We start from the raw sequence: 16,511 nt of genomic DNA on the forward strand, positions 1-16,511 counted from the left end.
CGACCCTGTGTTCAGCTGGCGTGTTCCAAGGATGAAGCCCGGTCGTCCAGCGTCGCCGCTGGGTGCGCACCTGTGTTCAGCAAGCCCTTCATGACCCGGTCTACCTCGGCCTCCCACGACGTCCGGCTGACCCGCTCCGCGGCATTCGCACCGAGCCGAGCCCGGAGCGCGCCGTTGGAGACGGCGTCGCGAAGCCGGGCCAGTACGCCACTCGGGGTCGGCTCGGCAAGCAGGCAGTTGTCACCATGCGTCAGCAACCACCGATTGGTGGGATTGTCGTTCGTGACGACCGTGACACCGCAAGCCATCATCTCCAGCGGCAGATACGACGGATGCCGGGTGAACATGAAACACAACCCGACATCACACTCGCGGTAGAGCGCCCCCGTCCGTTCCGCCGGCAACATTCCCAGATTGGTGACAAGCCCCCTGACGCCGTAGGCCTCGGGGTCCCACTCCGCGCCCGCCGCGAGCACCTCGACGGCGGGGCCCAGCTCCCGCTTGAGCTGCGCCAACGCGGCCAACCCCAGCTCGAAGCCGTTGCGCTCATTGCCCGGGCGTCCGTAGAAGAACACACGCACAGGCCCCTGGCGCGGTGGCCGGCGCGGATGAAACAAGGTCCCATCCACGGCGGGCTCGAACCAGGCGCCCTCCATCCCATGCAGGCCCACGACGTGTTCGTAGAGCCCGGGTGTGTTGAAGATGCCGTAGAAGCCCAGGCCATACGTCTGCTCGGCCAGCGCGGAGGGGGTGCCCGCCGCATGGAACAGCGGCTCGTAATCCTGGACGAAGTAGCCGCGAACGCCCGCCCGCGGGTGGTGCAGCACGCGATAGGCGGAGGTCCACGCGGTGGCCAGCGCCAGATCGCATGCGGGCAGTAGCGCCACGTCCTCTGGCCGGCGCAGCACGCGCACCGCCCCGACCGCGCCCGGGCAGATGGCCGCCACGCGGGCCTCGATGTCTCCGGGCCTCACGTTCGGCTGGTCGTAGATGACGAAGTCGCTGCGCACGCCGTGGCGGCGCTGCATCAGGTCCGCGAAGCGGAAGATGGTGTGGATGCCCGCGTAGACATGGCCGAAGGCGGGAACGAACCAGGTTGCCGTCTCCACCCGCCCCTTCGCGCGCAGCGCCGCCAGCGCCCCCGGCGCCGACTCGCGCGAGGTCTGGGCCTGTTCGGACGTGAAGTCCCAGGCCGCCAGGTGCCCGATGAGGTGCCGCTGCGCCCGCGCACGCTGCTCACCCCGGACATCCCGCGCGCTCGGAACGTCGCGCCCCAGCGTCCGGACCGCCAGTTGCTCGCCATCCTCCGGATGTCGGCGGAGGCCGCAGTCCGTGGCCGTCAGCGTGAGGTGCGGGTTGTAGTAGGGGTCGCCCTTCGGCCCCAGCCACGGCCGGTAAGCAGCGTAAGACAGCCAGTAGTCCGCTTCGGGAATGGCGTCCGCACGCCGGCTGGCCGACTCATGATGAATGAGCCGCGTCTGCGCCGTGCACACCACGCGGAGGCCCTTGGCGTTCAGCCGCAGGCCCAGCTCCACGTCACTGCCACACACCTGGAAACGCTCGTCGAAGCCCCCCAGCGCCTGGAAGACCTCGCGGCGGAGGATGACGCATGCGCTGGTGACGGACAGCCAGTTCCGCGTCCACTCGGTGTGCCCGAACGGAGTGGAGATGGGCCCCTCCGGCAGCCGCCAGAAAGGATGTCCCGCGAAGCCCGTCATCCCCACCACGACGCCCGCATGCTGCACGGTGCCCTCGGGGAAGAGCAGCTTGCACCCCACCGCGCCCACCTCGGGCCGCTGGGCCTGGGAGACCAGCTCATCCAGCCAGCAGGGGTCCACCACCTCCATGTCGTTGTTGAGGAAGAGCAGCAGCTCCCCGGAGGCCTGCTTCGCGGCCCAGTTGTTGATGGCCGGGTAGTTGAAGGGGTGGTCCCACGTCAGCTTCACCAGCCGCGGGTCCACCCATTGCTCCAGCAGCGCGAACGTCTCCGGCCGGGTGCTGTTGTTGGAGACGAGCAACACCTCGAAATGGGGGTAGCGGGTCTGCGCCAGGAGGCTGTCCACCAGCGTGCGCAGCAGGTCCGGGCGGTCCTTGAAAGGCACGATGATGGAGACCTTCGGCGTGCCCCGCACCGGATAGCGAACCCGGTACTGCATGGGCGCCGGGCTCGTCACTTCCGCGGACTCCCCCTGGCGAGCCAGGTGCTCCGACAGCGCCCGCACGCCCGCCTTCGTGGCCGTGTCCAGCCCAGCCCCCCGGCTGGCCGAAGCCGCCGACCCCTCACGTGCGTGGTACAGCGGCTCCGTGACGTGGCCAATGGACGAGGAGGCCTCGCTCAGCCGCAGCATCAGGTCAAAGCCCTGAGCGCCATCGAAGCCCTCTCGCAGACCGCCCACCTGCGCCAGCGTCTCGCGACGGACCACCAGGAAGTGACGGACGTAGTCCACGGAGCGCAACAGGTCGGGCGACCAGTCCGGCTTGAAGAACGGCGCGCAGCGGTGGCCCTGCGCGTCCAACCCGTCCTCGTCCGTGTAGAGGAGCGCGAGCTCGGGCTGCGCCAGGAACGCCAGCGCCACCTCGGCCAGGGCATGCGGTGAGAGCGTGTCCTCGGCGCCCAGGAACCCCACGAAGTCCCCACGGCACGCCGCGAGCCCCTCGTTGGTGGCCCGGGCCCTGTCCCCTTGGGACGACGCGGTGAGGACGCGAATGCGAGGCTCCTGCTCCGCCGCTTCCTGGAGGATGCGCGCCAGGTGCGGCGCGGTGCTGGCGTCATCCACCAGGATCCATTCCCAGTCGGCGTACACCTGCGAGGTCACCGAGGCGAGGCACTCACGAAGGAAGGCTTCCGAGGCATCGTGGACCGGCGTGACCAGCGAGATGAGCGGGCGCCGCGACAGCCGCGCGACGGCTTCCTGTGCCGCGGTGACACGCGCCGGCTCCCGCGCCGCGCACCAGGCGGGGTAGTCCGCCAGCGACGGCGGCTGTGGCGGCGCCGTCCGCGTGCCCAGGAGGTTGGCGAGCGCGAGCACCGACTCGGCATTGAAACGGGACTGGCGCCGCAGCACCTCGCCCCACAGCGGCTGGGTGACGCGGAGGGCGCCGGGGAGAGTCCGCCCCGCCAGCGGCTCGCGCAGCGCTTCGACGTCCGCCACATGGCGGCGGGCCTCGGCTTCTCCTGGAGCCTGGGCACCCGCCGCCGCGCGGATGGCCTCCACCATGGCCAGGTTCCACCGGGCCTGGCCCTGAAGAACGGCCTCCAGCACGGGTCCCAACGTGTAGAGGTAGCCCCGCTTGGCGAAGCCCACCAGCGCTCCCGCCACACGGCCGCGATGCGACCCCACCACCCAGCGGGTGGGTACCGCCAGCGGCTCCAGTTGAGCGACCGCCCAGGAGGACACGTCATCGCGCAGGCCCAGGGCCCGATGCACCGTCAGGTACTCCAGCACCCGCACGAGCGCGCGGTTGAAGTTCCCCTGGGGCCGAAGCATCTCGATGTGGAAAGGCTCCAACCCGTTGACGAAGGCACGCTTGGCGGACGTCACCAGCTTGCCCCCACGCGCCCGATGCGACGCCGGGATGGAGAAGGCAGCCGGGTCCGCCAGCCTCGCGGCTTCCTGGAGCGAGGACAGGCCCTGGCCGCCGTCGGGGAGCGCGCGGTGGAGGTGCTCCGTCGCCAGGCGCAGCGCGCCTTCCAGGGCGCTGCGCTCGTCGCACTGTTCGGGCGCGCACGGCTGACGCTCCTCCAGCACCTTCCGGAGGACAGCCACCATCTGCGCGAAATCCCCCGGCCCCGGCGAAGCCACGTGCCCCTGCGTCACATCAGCCCACTTCTGCCACATGACTCACCCTTCCCCCTGGGTACTGGCGCGCTCCTGAACCTTCATCCCACCTCCACACGCGGAGGCGTGCCTGGCTCGAAGGGGACTGCCGCCTGGGAGTTGGCACCCGGCTCCATCAACCACCGGTGAGGAGGACGAAACACCCCCTCCTCCTCGGTCGCCGACACCACCCGGAACGCACAGCGCCCGGACGACTCACCGTTCGAGGCCCGAGCCGACACCACCAGGGAGTAGTCGCCCCCCAGCGCCCCCAGGCGCTCGACCACGAAACGAAGCACGCCCTGGTCCGGCATCCGAGAGAGCACCACCGCCTCTCGGCGGGCGCTCGTCTCATACAGGGTACGTCCGTCCGCGGCCTGCAGTCGCACGTGGAAGTCCACGTCCTCGCACGGCCCTTCCACGGAGAAATCCGCACGAACCTCCAGGCCCTCCTCCGGAGACAGGACTTCCAGGGGCTCGCCCCGAGCATCCAGCAACCGCACCCGGTGGATGCGGACGGGCCCTTCGGCGGGCAGCGATGCGGAGGGGACTTGCGGCAGCGCACCGCCCCCTTCCGTGAGCGCTGGAGGCGTGAAGGCGGCGGACTGAGCCTCCGCCAGGGAAATGGCCTCACGGTACTCGGCGGTGACCTCCGCGGGCTTTCCCACGCGCCGGACGTAACCGCCATCAATCCACGCCGCGAGGTCGCACCAGCGCTCCACCGTGCTCAAGTCGTGCGTCACCAGGACGATGGTCTTCCCCTGCCGCTTGAAGTCCATCATCTTGGCGAGGCTCTTCTTGCTGAAGTGCTCGTCACCCACGGCGAGGATTTCGTCGATGATGAGGATGTCCGGGTCCACATGCGTGGCCACCGCGAACGCCAGGCGCATGTACATGCCGCTGGAGTAGGTACGCACCGGCTCGTCGATGAACTCGCCCAGCTCACTGAAGGCGATGATTTCATCCATCCGGGCCCGAACCTCGGCGCGCGTCATCCCGAGGATGATGCCATTGATGAGGATGTTCTCCCGTCCGGAGAAGTCCGGATGAAAACCGGCGCCCAGGTCCAGCAAGGCGGAGATGCGACCGTTGATTCGCAGGTCGCCGGAGGTCGGCGTGTAGATGCCGGTGATGAGCTTGAGCAGCGTGCTCTTCCCCGAGCCGTTCCGCCCGATGATGCCCACCGTCTTCCCCATGGGGATGGTGAGGTTGATGCCGCGCAGCGCGGTGATGAGGCTGGCATCGCGCGACTGGCGCTTGCCCCGAAGCCAGCGGAGCAGCTCGGACTTGAATGTCGTGTACTCGCCCCGGATGGTCCGCTTCCGGAAGCTCTTCACGACGTCCTTCAGGATGATGGCGTCCATGGATTCAGGCATGCCGACGCTCAGATGGACTCCGCGAACTCTTCGCGGCGGGATTCGAAGATGGACGAGGCGCCCCACAGCAGCACCACGGAGACAGCCGCCAGCGTCATCAAGGGCGCTGCGTCCGGCAGCCGGTGCTCGTAGAAGATGGCCTGGTACGACGTCATCAGGCTGACCATGGGATTGAGCGCCAGCATCAACGAGCGGGCGCTCTCATCCTGGATGGTGGAGAGCGGATACAGCACCGGCGTGGCGAAGAACCACAGCGTCAGCAGGTTGCTGACGATGTGCTGCAGGTCCCGGAACGTCACGTTGATGGCCGCCAGGATGTAGGTCAGCGCCAGCGTGAAGGTGAGCTGGATGAGCACCACCACCGGGAACAACACCACGTGCCAGGTCGGCCACTGTCCATAGGCCATGCCCAGCACCAGCATCAGCGGAAGCGACAAGACGAAGTTGCAGAGGTTCGTCACCACCACCGACGTGGGCAGCACCTGGGCCGGGAAGCGGACCTTGGTCAGCAAGTCCCGTCGGTCGCTGATCGCGCTGGCCCCGCCGCCCACCGACGTGGAGAACCAGATCCACGGCAGCAGGCCCACGAACATGAAGAACGGGAAGTTGGGGATGTTCTGCCGCATCACCACGGTGAACAGCAGCACGTACACCAGCATGTGGAGCGTCGGATTCAGGAACGTCCACAGGAAGCCGAGGAACGAGCCGCGATAACGCGCCTTCAGTTCCCGCTGGACGAGGCTGATGAGCAAGCCCCGGTACTGATACAGTTCACGGACGAGCCGAATCATGAGGGGGCCTTCTATAGCAGGGCCTCTTGCTGTTGCGAGGACGCCCGGCGCCCCCAGCCCCACTCCGCTGACGCCCTCGGACGGCCGCTCACATGAAGAGCAAGCCATCCACCGAGCGATTGTCCGGCCCTGGCTCCAGCACCTGAGCCACCAGGACACCGGAAAAACGAAAGGCCCCCTGGTTTCCCAGAGGGCCTCAATTTGGAGCGGGAAAAGGGATTTGAACCCTCGACCCTCGCCTTGGCAAGGCGATGCTCTACCGCTGAGCTATTCCCGCGTCAGACCCTGCAAACTAAAAGGCCCTCTGGCTTCCCAGAGGGCCCGATTTTGGAGCGGGAAAAGGGATTTGAACCCTCGACCCTCGCCTTGGCAAGGCGATGCTCTACCGCTGAGCTATTCCCGCATCAGGTGCCGCGCTTTCGTCACCGCCGTGTGACCGCCGGGCCGAAAGTGAGGTGGGGTATACAGAGCCCTTCCGGACCCGTCAAACACTTTTCGCGGGGTCGGGCTCCCCCCCACGCTTCGCCAACATGGCCAGGAATGCCCGGAAGTAGACCACCGCGCTCCACACCGAGAAGGCACCGGACAGGTAGACGAGCACCTGGCCCACGAGGTTGTAGTCCACCGGCACGGAGAAGGTGCGGAACTCCAGTGGATGCACGTAGTGGACGCAGAGCGAGATGATGCCCACCAGTTGGAGAGACGTCTTCCACTTCCCCTCCTGGCCCGCGGCAATCACCATGCCCTCGCTGGCGGCGATGGTGCGCAGTCCGCTGACAATGAGCTCCCGCGCCAGCAGGACGATGACGACCCACGCGGCGATGCGCCCCAGCCGCACCATCATCACCAGGGCCGCCATGGCGATGAGCTTGTCGGCCAGCGGGTCCATGAACTTGCCGACCACGGTGATGAGGTTCCACTTCCGCGCGAGATAGCCGTCAACCACGTCGGTGATGGCGGCCACCGCGAAGACGAGCCCCGCCAGCAGCGAGTTGAGGGGGTCCGCGTCGTAGGTCAGCCATACGAAGAGCGGAATGATGAGGATGCGCCCCAACGTGAGCATGTTGGGCAGGTTCCAGAACTCCTGCACCAACACGCTGGGCTTGCGCGCCGCGCGCTTCCGGGCGCGCTCCTCTCGCTTCCGCTGTTTCCGCGCCGCTCGGTCCGTGGCCATGGCAGGGGCCCTTCTAGCGGACACCGAGGGTGATGAGGGCAAAACCTTCACCACCCAGCTCCACCGCCGCCCGAAGCGGCTCCCCAGAGGGGGACTTGAGCACGGGCACCATGCGCGGCGTGAGGTTCCCCTGCCAGCCCACCAGGTGCGTCAGCGGCACCGTCACCGGCTGCTCCTGGCGCACCGCCACCGCACGCAGCGGCCCCGGGAGACTCAAGAGCACCTGGCCCTGCCCTCGCAGGTGCACCAGGTCCAGGTCCGGCGCGATGTCCGACGGAACCCGTCCGTTCTCGAACATGACCGGCTCCTCGAAGGCGAACACGCACTCGTCGCGGAAGTACGCGGAGTCCTCGCCCAGGTCCACCGCCAGGAAAGTACGGGTCGCGGCCGGCTCCAGGTAGAGCACGCCCTGGCCCCGGGCACGCACCATCCGCGCCGCCCCTTCCCCGAATGACTTGTCCGTGGCCCGGCCCCGGAAGCGCTTCATCTCGGGCTGGAAGGAGAGCTGCCCCGCCAGCGCCACCAGGCCATCCAGGCGCGTCAGGAGCTCCCCCTCCACCGCCACGGTGTAGCAGCCCGGCCCCGCGCCGAAGGGCCGCGACGCCTCCGCGCCGGGAAGGACGACCGAGCCGGCGAGCTCGGCCAGCGACGACTGCGCGCCGTCCCGAACCAGCGAGGACTCCGGCGCCGGAGACGTGGGCGCCAGCGACGTCGCGGGCACCTTGCGCAGCTGCAACCGCGTCAGGGGCACGGGCGCGGCCACCGCCTCGGAGGTCTCATCGAAGGCCGACTCGGGAGGCGACTCCCGCGCCACGCCACTGTCAGCCGCTGCTTCCGTCGCCTCGGACGCCGAGGCGGCGGACAGGGCGCTGGGGCCCTCGTCCTCGGCGAAACGAATCTCCTCGTCTTCCTCCGGTTCGGCGGCGGGCGGCGGCGGTGCGGGCGGCGCCGGCTCGGCGACACGGGGCTCCACCGGCGCGCTTCGGGGCGGCGGCGTGGCGGCGGCGGCCGGCTTCGCGTAGCTCTCCCCCGCGATGGCGCGAGACATCTTCTCCGCCATGACGTCACTGCCGGCGAGCAGGAAGTGCTCGCGGGCGCGGCCGTACTCGCCCATCTGCGCCAGGGTGAGGCCCAGGTAGTTCTGGGCCTTCTGGTGCTCGGGGGCCAGGTCGGTGGCCGTCTCGAACTCGCGCGCCGCGCGCTGGAGCGCGGACGTCTTCAGGTACACCAGGCCCAGGTTGACCCGCAGTGTCGGGTCCACCGGGTTGTCGCGCACCAGCATCTCGTACAGCTCGGCCGCCCTGTCGTACTGGCCGAGCTTGAAGTAGCAGAGGCCCAGCAGGTTCTGCGCCTTCTCCATGCGGGGCTGGAGCTGGTGGGCACGCTCCAGGAACGGCTGAGCCTCGTGGACCCTGCCTGCGGCCAACAGCTCGCCACCGCGGGAGAGCTGCTGGAGGAACTCATCATCAGCGGGGCTCGTCTCCCCCCGCCCCTTCGCGCGCGTCGTCATTCTGGGATGTGGGCTCGCTGGGGCCGCTCGAGACGGCCGCCTCGCGCTCCTTGTAGTGGTAGTAGAGCTTGAGCACCTTGCGCACGTACCCCTGCGTCTCTTCGTAGGGGGGCACCTTGCCACCATAGCGCTTCACCGCTTCGGGGCCGGCGTTGTACGCCGCAACCATCTTCACCATGTCGCCGTCGAACATGTTGGCGAGCACGCGCAGGTAGCGCACGCCGCCCTCGATGTTGTCGCGCTCGTTGAAGATGTCCTTCACGTACATGTCCGTCGCCGTGGCCGGCATGAGCTGCATCAGCCCGCTGGCGCCCTTGTGGCTGAGCGCGTTGGGGTTGAAGTTGCTCTCGGTGTGCATGATGGCGCGCACGAGCGCCGGCGGGATGCGGTAGCGCAGCGCCGCGGCAGTGATGTGCGGATCCAACTCCGGCGGGGTCCGCTTGCGGCCCACCACCGGCGTGTTCTTCGCGGGGGCCTTGGTGAACGTGCCCTTCAGCGTCTTGGCCCGCTTGCTGCCCGTGGGCTGCACGTTCGTATAGATGATGGTGCCGTCCTTCTCGACGTACCGGTAGATGGCATCCGCCCCCGCCGACAAGGGCAGGGCCAGCACGGCGACGGAGAGGAACGCGGAATAGGCACGCATATCGGCCCACGAACCTTAGACATCCGCGGGAAACTCCTCAAGAAAACGCCTTGTTTCCAGCACTTACAGTCGTTAAGGCTGCTCACCATGCCCCATCGGTTCGATTTCCTCGTCCTGGGAGGCGGCGTGGCGGGCCTCTCGTTCGCCCTCCAGGCGGCCCGCCATGGCACGGTGGCCATCCTCACGAAGCGCGACCGTTTCGAAAGCAGCACGGCCTATGCCCAGGGCGGCATCGCCAGTGTGCTCGCGCCCTCTGACACCTTCGAGGCCCACATCGAGGACACGCTGGTGGCGGGTGCGGGGCTGTGCCACCACGACGCGGTGGAAGTCACGGTGAAGGAAGGCCCCAGCCGGGTGCAGGAGCTGGCCGACCTGGGCGCGGAGTTCAACCGCCGCATCACCGGCGAGTTCGACCTCACCCGCGAGGGTGGCCACTCCGCGCGCCGCATCATCCATTCAGGCGACATCACCGGCCGCGAGGTGCAGCGCGCGCTGCTCGCCGCGTGTGACGAAATCCCCAACATCACCTTCTTCCCGCAGACGGCCGCCATCGACCTCATCCAGGACCGGCGCGTCCCCTCCCCTGGGGTCAGCCGGTGTCTGGGGGTCTACGCCCTGCTGGAAGACGGCGTCATCGAGCGCTTCCTGGCCAAGGTGACGGTGCTGGCCACCGGCGGCGCTGGCAAGGTGTACCTGTACACGTCCAACCCGGACGTGGCGACCGGTGACGGTGTGGCCATGGCGTTCCGGGCGGGCGCGAGGGTGGCGAACATGGAGTTCTACCAGTTCCACCCCACCTGCCTCTACCACCCGGAGGCCAAGAGCTTCCTCATCAGCGAGGCGCTGCGCGGCGAGGGCGGCAAGCTGAAGCTCAAGAGCGGCGCGTCCTTCATGGAGCGCTACCACCCCATGGGCGCGCTCGCGCCGCGTGACGTGGTGGCGCGCGCCATCGACGCGGAGATGAAGCGCACGGGCGACGACTGCGTCTACCTGGACATGACGCACCTGGGGCGCGCCTTCCTCGCCGAGCGCTTCCCCAACATCTACGCCACCTGCAAGGCCTTCAACATCGACATGGCGGTGCAGCCCATCCCCGTCGTCCCGGCGGCCCACTACATGTGCGGCGGCGTGGTGACGGACCTGGAGGGACGCACCAACGTGCCCGGCCTGTACGCCATTGGTGAAGTCACCTGCACGGGCCTGCACGGCGCCAACCGGCTCGCGTCCAACTCGCTGCTGGAAGGGCTCGTCTTCGGCCACCGCGCCGTGCAGGTGGCCTCCGAAGAAGTGCGCGCCCAGGCCTCTCCCTCCGAGGACCCGCCGCCCTGGGATTCGGGCAGCGCGGTGGAGTCGGATGAGAGCGTCGTCGTCACCCACAACTGGGACGAGATTCGCCGGCTCATGTGGAACTACGTCGGCATTGTCCGCACGGACAAGCGGCTGATGCGCGCGCGGCGCCGGCTGGAGCTGCTGCGCGAGGAGATTCGCGACTACTACTGGCGCTTCAAGGTGACTCGCGACGTCATCGAGCTTCGGAACATCGCCGACGTCGCCTACCTCATCGTCGACTGCGCCAGCCGCCGCAAGGAGAGCCGAGGCCTCCACTACACGCTGGACTACCCGCACCCGGACGACCACCGCTGGCTGCGGGACACCGTCGTGTCCAGGGAGCCGTGAGCCCACATGTCCTCCCGTCCGCGACGCATTCTCGATGCACCCTCCTCCGCCTCGGGCGGTGAAGGCACCGGCGCGCAGCCCCCTGGCCCACCAGTGCCAGGCCCACCGCAGCCGCGGCCCTGGGTGTGCTACGCCCTCATCGCCTGCGCGGTGTCCCTCTTCGTGGCGGAACAGGTCCTGCCCATCTCCCAGGTGGTCCGGAGTGAGCACGGGCGGATGCAGATTCCGCCCCTGGGCCTGTACGGCCCCTTCGTGCAGGCGGGCCAGTACTGGCGGCTGCTGGGCGCGGTGCTGGAGCACGGCAGTCCCCTCCACCTCCTCTTCAACATGTCGGTGGTGGTGACGCTCGGCTTCACGCTGGAGCGAGGCATCGGCAGCCTGCGCTTCTTCGGCCTGTCGCTAGTCACGGCGCTGGGGGCGTCCACCTTCTCGCTCATCTTCGACTTCGACGTGCCCACGGTGGGCGCATCCGGAATGATTCTCGGCTGGGCGGGGGCCATGCTGCCCGTCGCCACACGCGAGGGCCGCCGGGACTTGTTCATCTGGCTGGCGCAGGTGGCTGTCCTCAGCCTGCTCCCCTTCGTGAGCTGGGCGGGGCATCTGGGCGGCTTCCTCTTCGGCCTGCCTTGCGGATTGGCCCTGCGCATGGGGCGGCAGGTCTATGCGCGCGCCCTACCCATCCTTCTTTTTCTCTCGGTGGTGGTAGCGCTCTACGCAGCCCACCCCGAGCGGCGTGGAGGCTTTTGACATGGAAGTGCGAAGTGTCTGTGTGTTCTGCGGCTCCCGGCCCGGCGCGCGTCCGGAGTACATGGATGCCGCCACACGCATGGGCGCCGAACTGGCGCGGCGAGGACTGACGCTCGTCTACGGCGGCGCCAGCGTGGGGCTCATGGGCGCGGTGGCGGACGGCGCGCTGGCAGCTGGTGGCAACGTCGTAGGCGTGCTGCCTGGCTTCCTCGGCGCCAAGGAACTGGCCCACCGGGGCCTCACGGAGCTGCACTCCGTCGGCTCCATGCACGAGCGCAAGGCGCTGATGGCGGAGCGCTCAGATGCCTTCATCGCCCTGCCCGGAGGTTTTGGAACGCTCGATGAACTCTTCGAAATCGTGACCTGGGCCCAGCTCGGCCTGCACCGCAAGCCCATGGGACTGCTGGACACGCGCGGCTTCTTCCAGCCATTGCTGGCCATCGCGCGGCACCACGCGGAGGAAGGCTTCGTCCCCGTGGAGCAGGCCGTGCCCTTCGCCGTGAGCGCGTCGCCCACGGCCCTGGTGGACCGGCTGCTGGCGGGCCCGACGATGCCGCCCGCCGAGAAGTGGCTGAAGCGCTCCAGCCAGACGTGAGCCGCGCTACTGCGCGCTCACCTGCATGTCCGCCTTGCCCAACGACGAGGCCATGCGGAACGTCACCGCCTCCGTGCCGGGCGGAATGACGGGGCTCCCGTCGGACATCTGCGTGGGGAACTGAATCTCCCACCCCACCCAGAATATCGACGTGTACGGGTAGTACGCCCGCGTCTGCATGTTCACCCGGCCCAGCCGGCGGATGCGCGAGGGCGTCACCTCGCCAGCGGGCGTCACCAGCGCCAGGCGCCAGATGGAGTGCTTGGAGTCGAAGTCGGCGTACACGAAGTCGTTGAAGTGCACGCCCAGGAAGAACTCGTGGGCCTGCGAGGCCTTCACCTGCTCCTCGGCGAGCATCTGCTCCACCTTCACCGTGGGCAGCTGCTGGAAGGCGGCCTGGCGATGCACGCGCGCTTCGCGGAAGGACAGCGTCTGCAGCGTCACGCCCGCGAACACGCGCGTGTCGAAGCCGTCGTAGATTTCCTTCTGCCCCGTGTAGCGCGCGAGAATCTTCCGGTAGGAATGCTCCGCGTGCTCGTCCGGCAGCGACGGCGGCGGATCACTGATGGCGGTGGGCGGCGTGGTGACACAGCCCGCGAGCAGTCCCAGCAGCGCCGCGGTGAGGAACGGACGCCTCACGGAATGAAGTCCTTGCGGGTGAAGAGCGTGTGGAGCCGGTGACCCGAGGCCTCCACGGCTTCACGTCCACCCTCCAACCGGTCCACCAGCGCGAAGGCGCCCAGCACCTTCAGGCCCTCCTGTTGGGCCCGCTCGATGGCCTTCAGCGTGGAGGCGCCCGTCGTGACGACGTCCTCCACGATGGCCACCGCCGCGCCCTGCCCCAGCCCGCTCAGGCCTTCAATCCACTGGCCCGTGCCGTGCCCCTTGGGCTCCTTGCGCACGATGAAGGCCGCCAGCGGCGTGCCGGACAGGTAGCCGGTGAGGCTCACCGCGGACGCCAGCGGGTCGGCACCCAGCGTCAGCCCGCCAACGCCCACGGCTTCCGGGGCCTCGCGCCGGATGGCCTCCAGGAACAGCCGGCCAATGAGAAAGTGGCCCTCGGCCAGCAGCGCCGTGCGCTTGCAGTCGATGTAGAAGTCCGACTCCTTGCCGGACGAGAGCACCACGCGGCGCTGTTCGAAGGAGCGCTCGGTGAGCAGCTCCAACAGCCGGGCACGGTCGCGCACGAGTGGTTCCGCCATGGCTTACAGCCCCTCCAGGTAGGTGACCAGCTCGGACGAGTAGCGGAGCTGCATCAGGAGCTCCGCCTTGCGCGACTCATCCAGCGCGGCGAACACGTCCGCCAACAGCGAGAGATCCTGATTGATGGCCCCGAGCCGCTGCGCCACTTCCTGCGCCAGCTCGTCGGCGTCAATCTCCTCTTCGACGCCCTCCGGCGCCAGCGTGTCCTCGGTGGCGAGCGCCTTCTCCAGCATGTCGCGAACGGCCGCGCTCAAGCGCCCCTGCGCCTCGAGCTCGTCGCGCTTCGCCTCCAGGACTTCCGGGCCCACCGGCGTGGCGTGAATCGCCTCCGCCAGCGACATCACCAGCGCGTCCTCGTCCGAGAGCCGCAGGTGGACCCGCGCCTGCACCGCGTCCCGCTTGAGGAAGCGCAGCGCCGCGACCCGCCGGAAGCCGCAGACGAGCTGGTAGCGGTCTTCTCCCGCCGGGCGGACATCCACCGGGAACAGCTGCCCCAGCCGCGCGATGTCCGTGGCCAGCCCCGACACGTCGCCTTCCGGGCGGAGCTTGAACGCGCTTTCGTCCTGCAGCTTCTCCAGCGGCAGGAGCACCGTCGTCACCCGGCCCGAAAGCCGCTGCTCGGGTTCGGGGAGGACGTCCTCCTGCGACTCGTCGTCAGAGTCGCTGGCTTTGTCCCCGTCGGCCTCACCCGTCCAGAACGCGCCTTGGGGGCGCTCGTCCAGCCCGGGCGTGGCACGGGCCTCGCCGTCGGAGGGGGCCTGCTCGGCGCGCGCCTCCGCGTTGGCGACGGACCCGCCTCCTGATTCGCTTCCGTCCTGCCCGTGGGACTCACTCACGGCCTGGTGCTCGCCCTGCGCATGAGACGCATCCTTGGCATGTGGCTCCGCCTGACCGTGGGACGTGGTGCCCTCGGCCTGAAGTCCACCTTCCTGCGAACCTGACTGGTCCTTCGAACCTTCGCTCCCGGAGGCGTCCGCGGAGCCCGGCGCGTCCCCGCCCGCGTCGTGCGGCCGTGCGCCCTCGCCCTGTGTGTCGCCACTGGCCTGGGACGCTTCCTGAGAAGAAGGCGTTCCATCAACGGGAGGCTCACCGCCCTGCCCCTGCGCGGAGCCGGCGTTCTGGGGCTCGCCGGGTTCAGAAGGCGTGCCCTCGGCTCGCGGCTCCGAACCTTCGGCGGGCGACGTGCCCTCGGCACGGTGCTCACCGGACTCCGGTGACGCATCCTCGCGCTTGTGCTCGCCCTGCTGCTCCGAGGAGGCCCCCGAAGCGTGCGGCTCGGTGCTCACGGCACCGCCCTGGGCGCCGTCCTGCCCGGACGACGCTTGCGAGCCACCTTCGGGCCCAGCACCCGCCGTCCCATCCTGTCCATCAACCCTGTGCTCGGCGTCCATGGTGGCACCCCTGATAAGCCCACGCGCCCGCACCGCCAACGACTGACGGCGCGGGCGGTGCGCGCTAGCGGGTCTTCTTCTTCACCACGACCTTCTTCTTCGCGCCAGCACCCACCAGGACTGGCGTTGGCGGCTCGGCAGAGCCCGCCTGCTCAGCCTGCGGCTCCGCCCGCTCCACGCGGGTCGGCGGAGGCGGCGGCAGCGGTTTGCTTCCCAGGCCACCCAACCCCGGACGGGTGATGGGCGCCGAGGGGCGCGTCACCGCGGGAGGCGCCGAGGGGCGCGCGGGCGGCGGAGGAGGCGTGGGCCGCGACGGCGGCGGAGGAGGCGTGGGCCGCGACGGCGGCGGTGGAGGCGTAGGCCGCGCGGCAGGAATCGTCGGACGCGCGGGCGTCACCGAGGGGCGGCTCACCGCCGTGGGGCGGACCACCGCGGGGCGCTCGGCTGGCAGACGTCCCGGCTCCACATCACCCATGTCCACGCGGCCGCGGAAGCTGGCCCCGTCGACGATGATGACGCGTGGGGCGCGGATGTCGCCCACCATGCGGCCTTCGCGGGTGAGCTCCACGCTCTCGGTGGCGTTGATGTTGCCCACCACCACGCCACTGACGATGGCGTTCCTCACCGCCACGTTGGCCTTCACCACACCCGAGGGCTCCACGATGAGGGTGCGGCTGAGCGTCAGCTCACCCTCGACGCGCCCTCGGACCGTGAGGTCCTCGTCGCCCGTCAACCGGCCGCTGATGAGGATGGAAGGCCCCACCACGGTGTTGTCGACGTTGTTGCTCGCTGAGAGCTCCTTCGCGGTGGCCACGAATCAGCGCTCCTTCATGTCCATGTCGACGTTGCCCTTGAAGGAGGCACCGTCGGCGATGAGGATTCGGGGCGCCTTGATGTCGCCCACCACGCGGCAGTCCGTCTTCAGCTCCACCTTGTCGCTGGCGACGATGTTGCCCGTGACGCGGCCGGCGATCTCCACGTTCTGCGTCTCGATGTCCGCCTCGACGACGCCGCTGCCCTCCACGTAGAGGCTTTCCTTGAGGGAGATCTTCCCCTTCACGGTGCCCTGGATGACCAGGTCCTCGTCGCCGGAGATTTCCCCGTCGATGACGATGCTCGAGCCAATGACCGTATTCGCCATGAGTGTTGTCCGCCTCTCGAAAGGTGTGTGCCGTGCCGTGCGCGGCGTGAAGCTCAAATATCGTCAGGAAGCCGTACGTCCATCTCGATGGAGCCGTTGAACACGGCCCCGTCCTCGATGACGACGCGAGGTGCCTTGATGTCGCCGGCCACCTTGGCCGAGGCGTTGATGGCCACGCGCGACGAGGCGTCGATGTTGCCGCTGGCCTCGCCGTTGATGGTCAACTCCTCGGCGCGGATGTCCGCCTGCACCTTGCCGGTGCTCTCGATGGTGAGGTGGTTCTTCAGGGCAATCTGCCCCTCCACGCGTCCCTCGATCACCAGGTCCCCACCTCCCGTGAGGTTGCCCTTGATGACGATGCCCTTGCCGATGATGCCCGTTTCACCCGTTGCCATGCGGTGACCTCACCCAGCGCCAGCTCCTCCCTAGGAGCCGGGCGACCTGA

Annotated in this window: 15 protein-coding genes and 2 tRNA genes; 3 read left to right on the top strand and 14 right to left on the bottom strand. The window is 68.8% G+C overall.

Annotated elements, in window-relative coordinates; translation table 11 throughout:
- Positions 1-11: 11 nt before the first annotated feature.
- The 8 genes from rfbC to OZ403_RS23870 form a co-directional block, all read right to left on the bottom strand.
- Positions 12-3,839 (bottom strand): O-antigen biosynthesis protein RfbC, encoded by a 3,828-nt coding sequence (gene rfbC / locus OZ403_RS23835; protein ID WP_268781826.1) that lies wholly within the window; start codon positions 3,837-3,839, stop codon positions 12-14.
- Between the two features lie 41 nt (positions 3,840-3,880).
- Positions 3,881-5,194 carry an ABC transporter ATP-binding protein gene (locus OZ403_RS23840; protein WP_140876108.1) on the bottom strand — a complete coding sequence of 438 codons (1,314 nt, stop codon included), beginning with the start codon at positions 5,192-5,194 and terminating at the stop codon, positions 3,881-3,883.
- A gap of 8 nt (positions 5,195-5,202) precedes the next feature.
- A complete protein-coding gene (locus OZ403_RS23845) occupies positions 5,203-5,985 on the bottom strand; it encodes an ABC transporter permease (RefSeq protein ID WP_161605168.1) in 783 nt (260 codons plus the stop codon).
- A gap of 202 nt (positions 5,986-6,187) precedes the next feature.
- Positions 6,188-6,262 (bottom strand) — tRNA-Gly (locus OZ403_RS23850).
- Between the two features lie 51 nt (positions 6,263-6,313).
- Positions 6,314-6,388 (bottom strand) — tRNA-Gly (locus OZ403_RS23855).
- An 81-nt stretch (positions 6,389-6,469) separates the two neighbouring features.
- A complete protein-coding gene (gene pgsA, locus OZ403_RS23860) occupies positions 6,470-7,159 on the bottom strand; it encodes a CDP-diacylglycerol--glycerol-3-phosphate 3-phosphatidyltransferase (RefSeq protein WP_140793362.1) in 690 nt (229 codons plus the stop codon).
- 13 nt (positions 7,160-7,172) lie between these two features.
- Positions 7,173-8,669 (bottom strand): tetratricopeptide repeat protein, encoded by a 1,497-nt coding sequence (locus OZ403_RS23865; RefSeq protein WP_140855791.1) that lies wholly within the window; start codon positions 8,667-8,669, stop codon positions 7,173-7,175.
- Positions 8,626-9,312: a lytic transglycosylase domain-containing protein gene (locus OZ403_RS23870; protein ID WP_140793365.1), complete on the bottom strand. Its 687-nt coding sequence runs from the start codon at positions 9,310-9,312 to the stop codon at positions 8,626-8,628. Before OZ403_RS23870 ends, OZ403_RS23865 begins: the two co-directional genes overlap by 44 nt.
- Before the next feature lie 87 nt (positions 9,313-9,399).
- Here OZ403_RS23870 and nadB point away from each other — a divergent pair, with 87 nt between their 5' ends.
- The 3 genes from nadB to OZ403_RS23885 all read left to right on the top strand — a co-directional run bounded on the left by nadB (position 9,400) and on the right by OZ403_RS23885 (position 12,331).
- Positions 9,400-10,989: an L-aspartate oxidase gene (nadB, locus tag OZ403_RS23875; RefSeq protein ID WP_268781827.1), complete on the top strand. Its 1,590-nt coding sequence runs from the start codon at positions 9,400-9,402 to the stop codon at positions 10,987-10,989.
- 93 nt (positions 10,990-11,082) lie between these two features.
- Positions 11,083-11,736, top strand: coding sequence for a rhomboid family intramembrane serine protease (locus OZ403_RS23880; protein ID WP_140796565.1), 654 nt, complete (start codon positions 11,083-11,085; stop codon positions 11,734-11,736).
- Between the two features lies 1 nt (position 11,737).
- Complete coding sequence (locus tag OZ403_RS23885) at positions 11,738-12,331, top strand: TIGR00730 family Rossman fold protein (RefSeq protein ID WP_140799057.1); 594 nt, start codon at positions 11,738-11,740, stop codon at positions 12,329-12,331.
- A 6-nt stretch (positions 12,332-12,337) separates the two neighbouring features.
- Here the strand turns inward: OZ403_RS23885 and OZ403_RS23890 are convergent, their stop codons facing one another.
- The 6 genes from OZ403_RS23890 to bacN form a co-directional block, all read right to left on the bottom strand.
- A complete protein-coding gene (locus tag OZ403_RS23890; RefSeq protein WP_140793370.1) occupies positions 12,338-12,970 on the bottom strand; it encodes a hypothetical protein in 633 nt (210 codons plus the stop codon).
- Positions 12,967-13,533, bottom strand: coding sequence for an orotate phosphoribosyltransferase (gene pyrE, locus OZ403_RS23895; RefSeq protein WP_140855797.1), 567 nt, complete (start codon positions 13,531-13,533; stop codon positions 12,967-12,969). Before pyrE ends, OZ403_RS23890 begins: the two co-directional genes overlap by 4 nt.
- Positions 13,534-13,536: 3 nt before the next feature.
- Complete coding sequence (locus tag OZ403_RS23900) at positions 13,537-14,925, bottom strand: ParB/RepB/Spo0J family partition protein (protein WP_268781828.1); 1,389 nt, start codon at positions 14,923-14,925, stop codon at positions 13,537-13,539.
- A 64-nt stretch (positions 14,926-14,989) separates the two neighbouring features.
- Positions 14,990-15,739 (bottom strand): bactofilin BacP, encoded by a 750-nt coding sequence (bacP, locus tag OZ403_RS23905; protein ID WP_268781829.1) that lies wholly within the window; start codon positions 15,737-15,739, stop codon positions 14,990-14,992.
- Between the two features lie 3 nt (positions 15,740-15,742).
- Positions 15,743-16,123 (bottom strand): bactofilin BacO, encoded by a 381-nt coding sequence (bacO, locus tag OZ403_RS23910; RefSeq protein ID WP_011554629.1) that lies wholly within the window; start codon positions 16,121-16,123, stop codon positions 15,743-15,745.
- The gene (gene bacN / locus OZ403_RS23915; RefSeq protein WP_002636699.1) at positions 16,120-16,461 is read right to left on the bottom strand and encodes a bactofilin BacN; all 342 of its coding nucleotides are present in this window, start codon (positions 16,459-16,461) and stop codon (positions 16,120-16,122) included. Before bacN ends, bacO begins: the two co-directional genes overlap by 4 nt.
- Positions 16,462-16,511: the final 50 nt, after the last annotated feature.

Source organism: Myxococcus sp. NMCA1 (assembly GCF_026810205.1).
Taxonomy (GTDB): domain Bacteria; phylum Myxococcota; class Myxococcia; order Myxococcales; family Myxococcaceae; genus Myxococcus; species Myxococcus xanthus_A.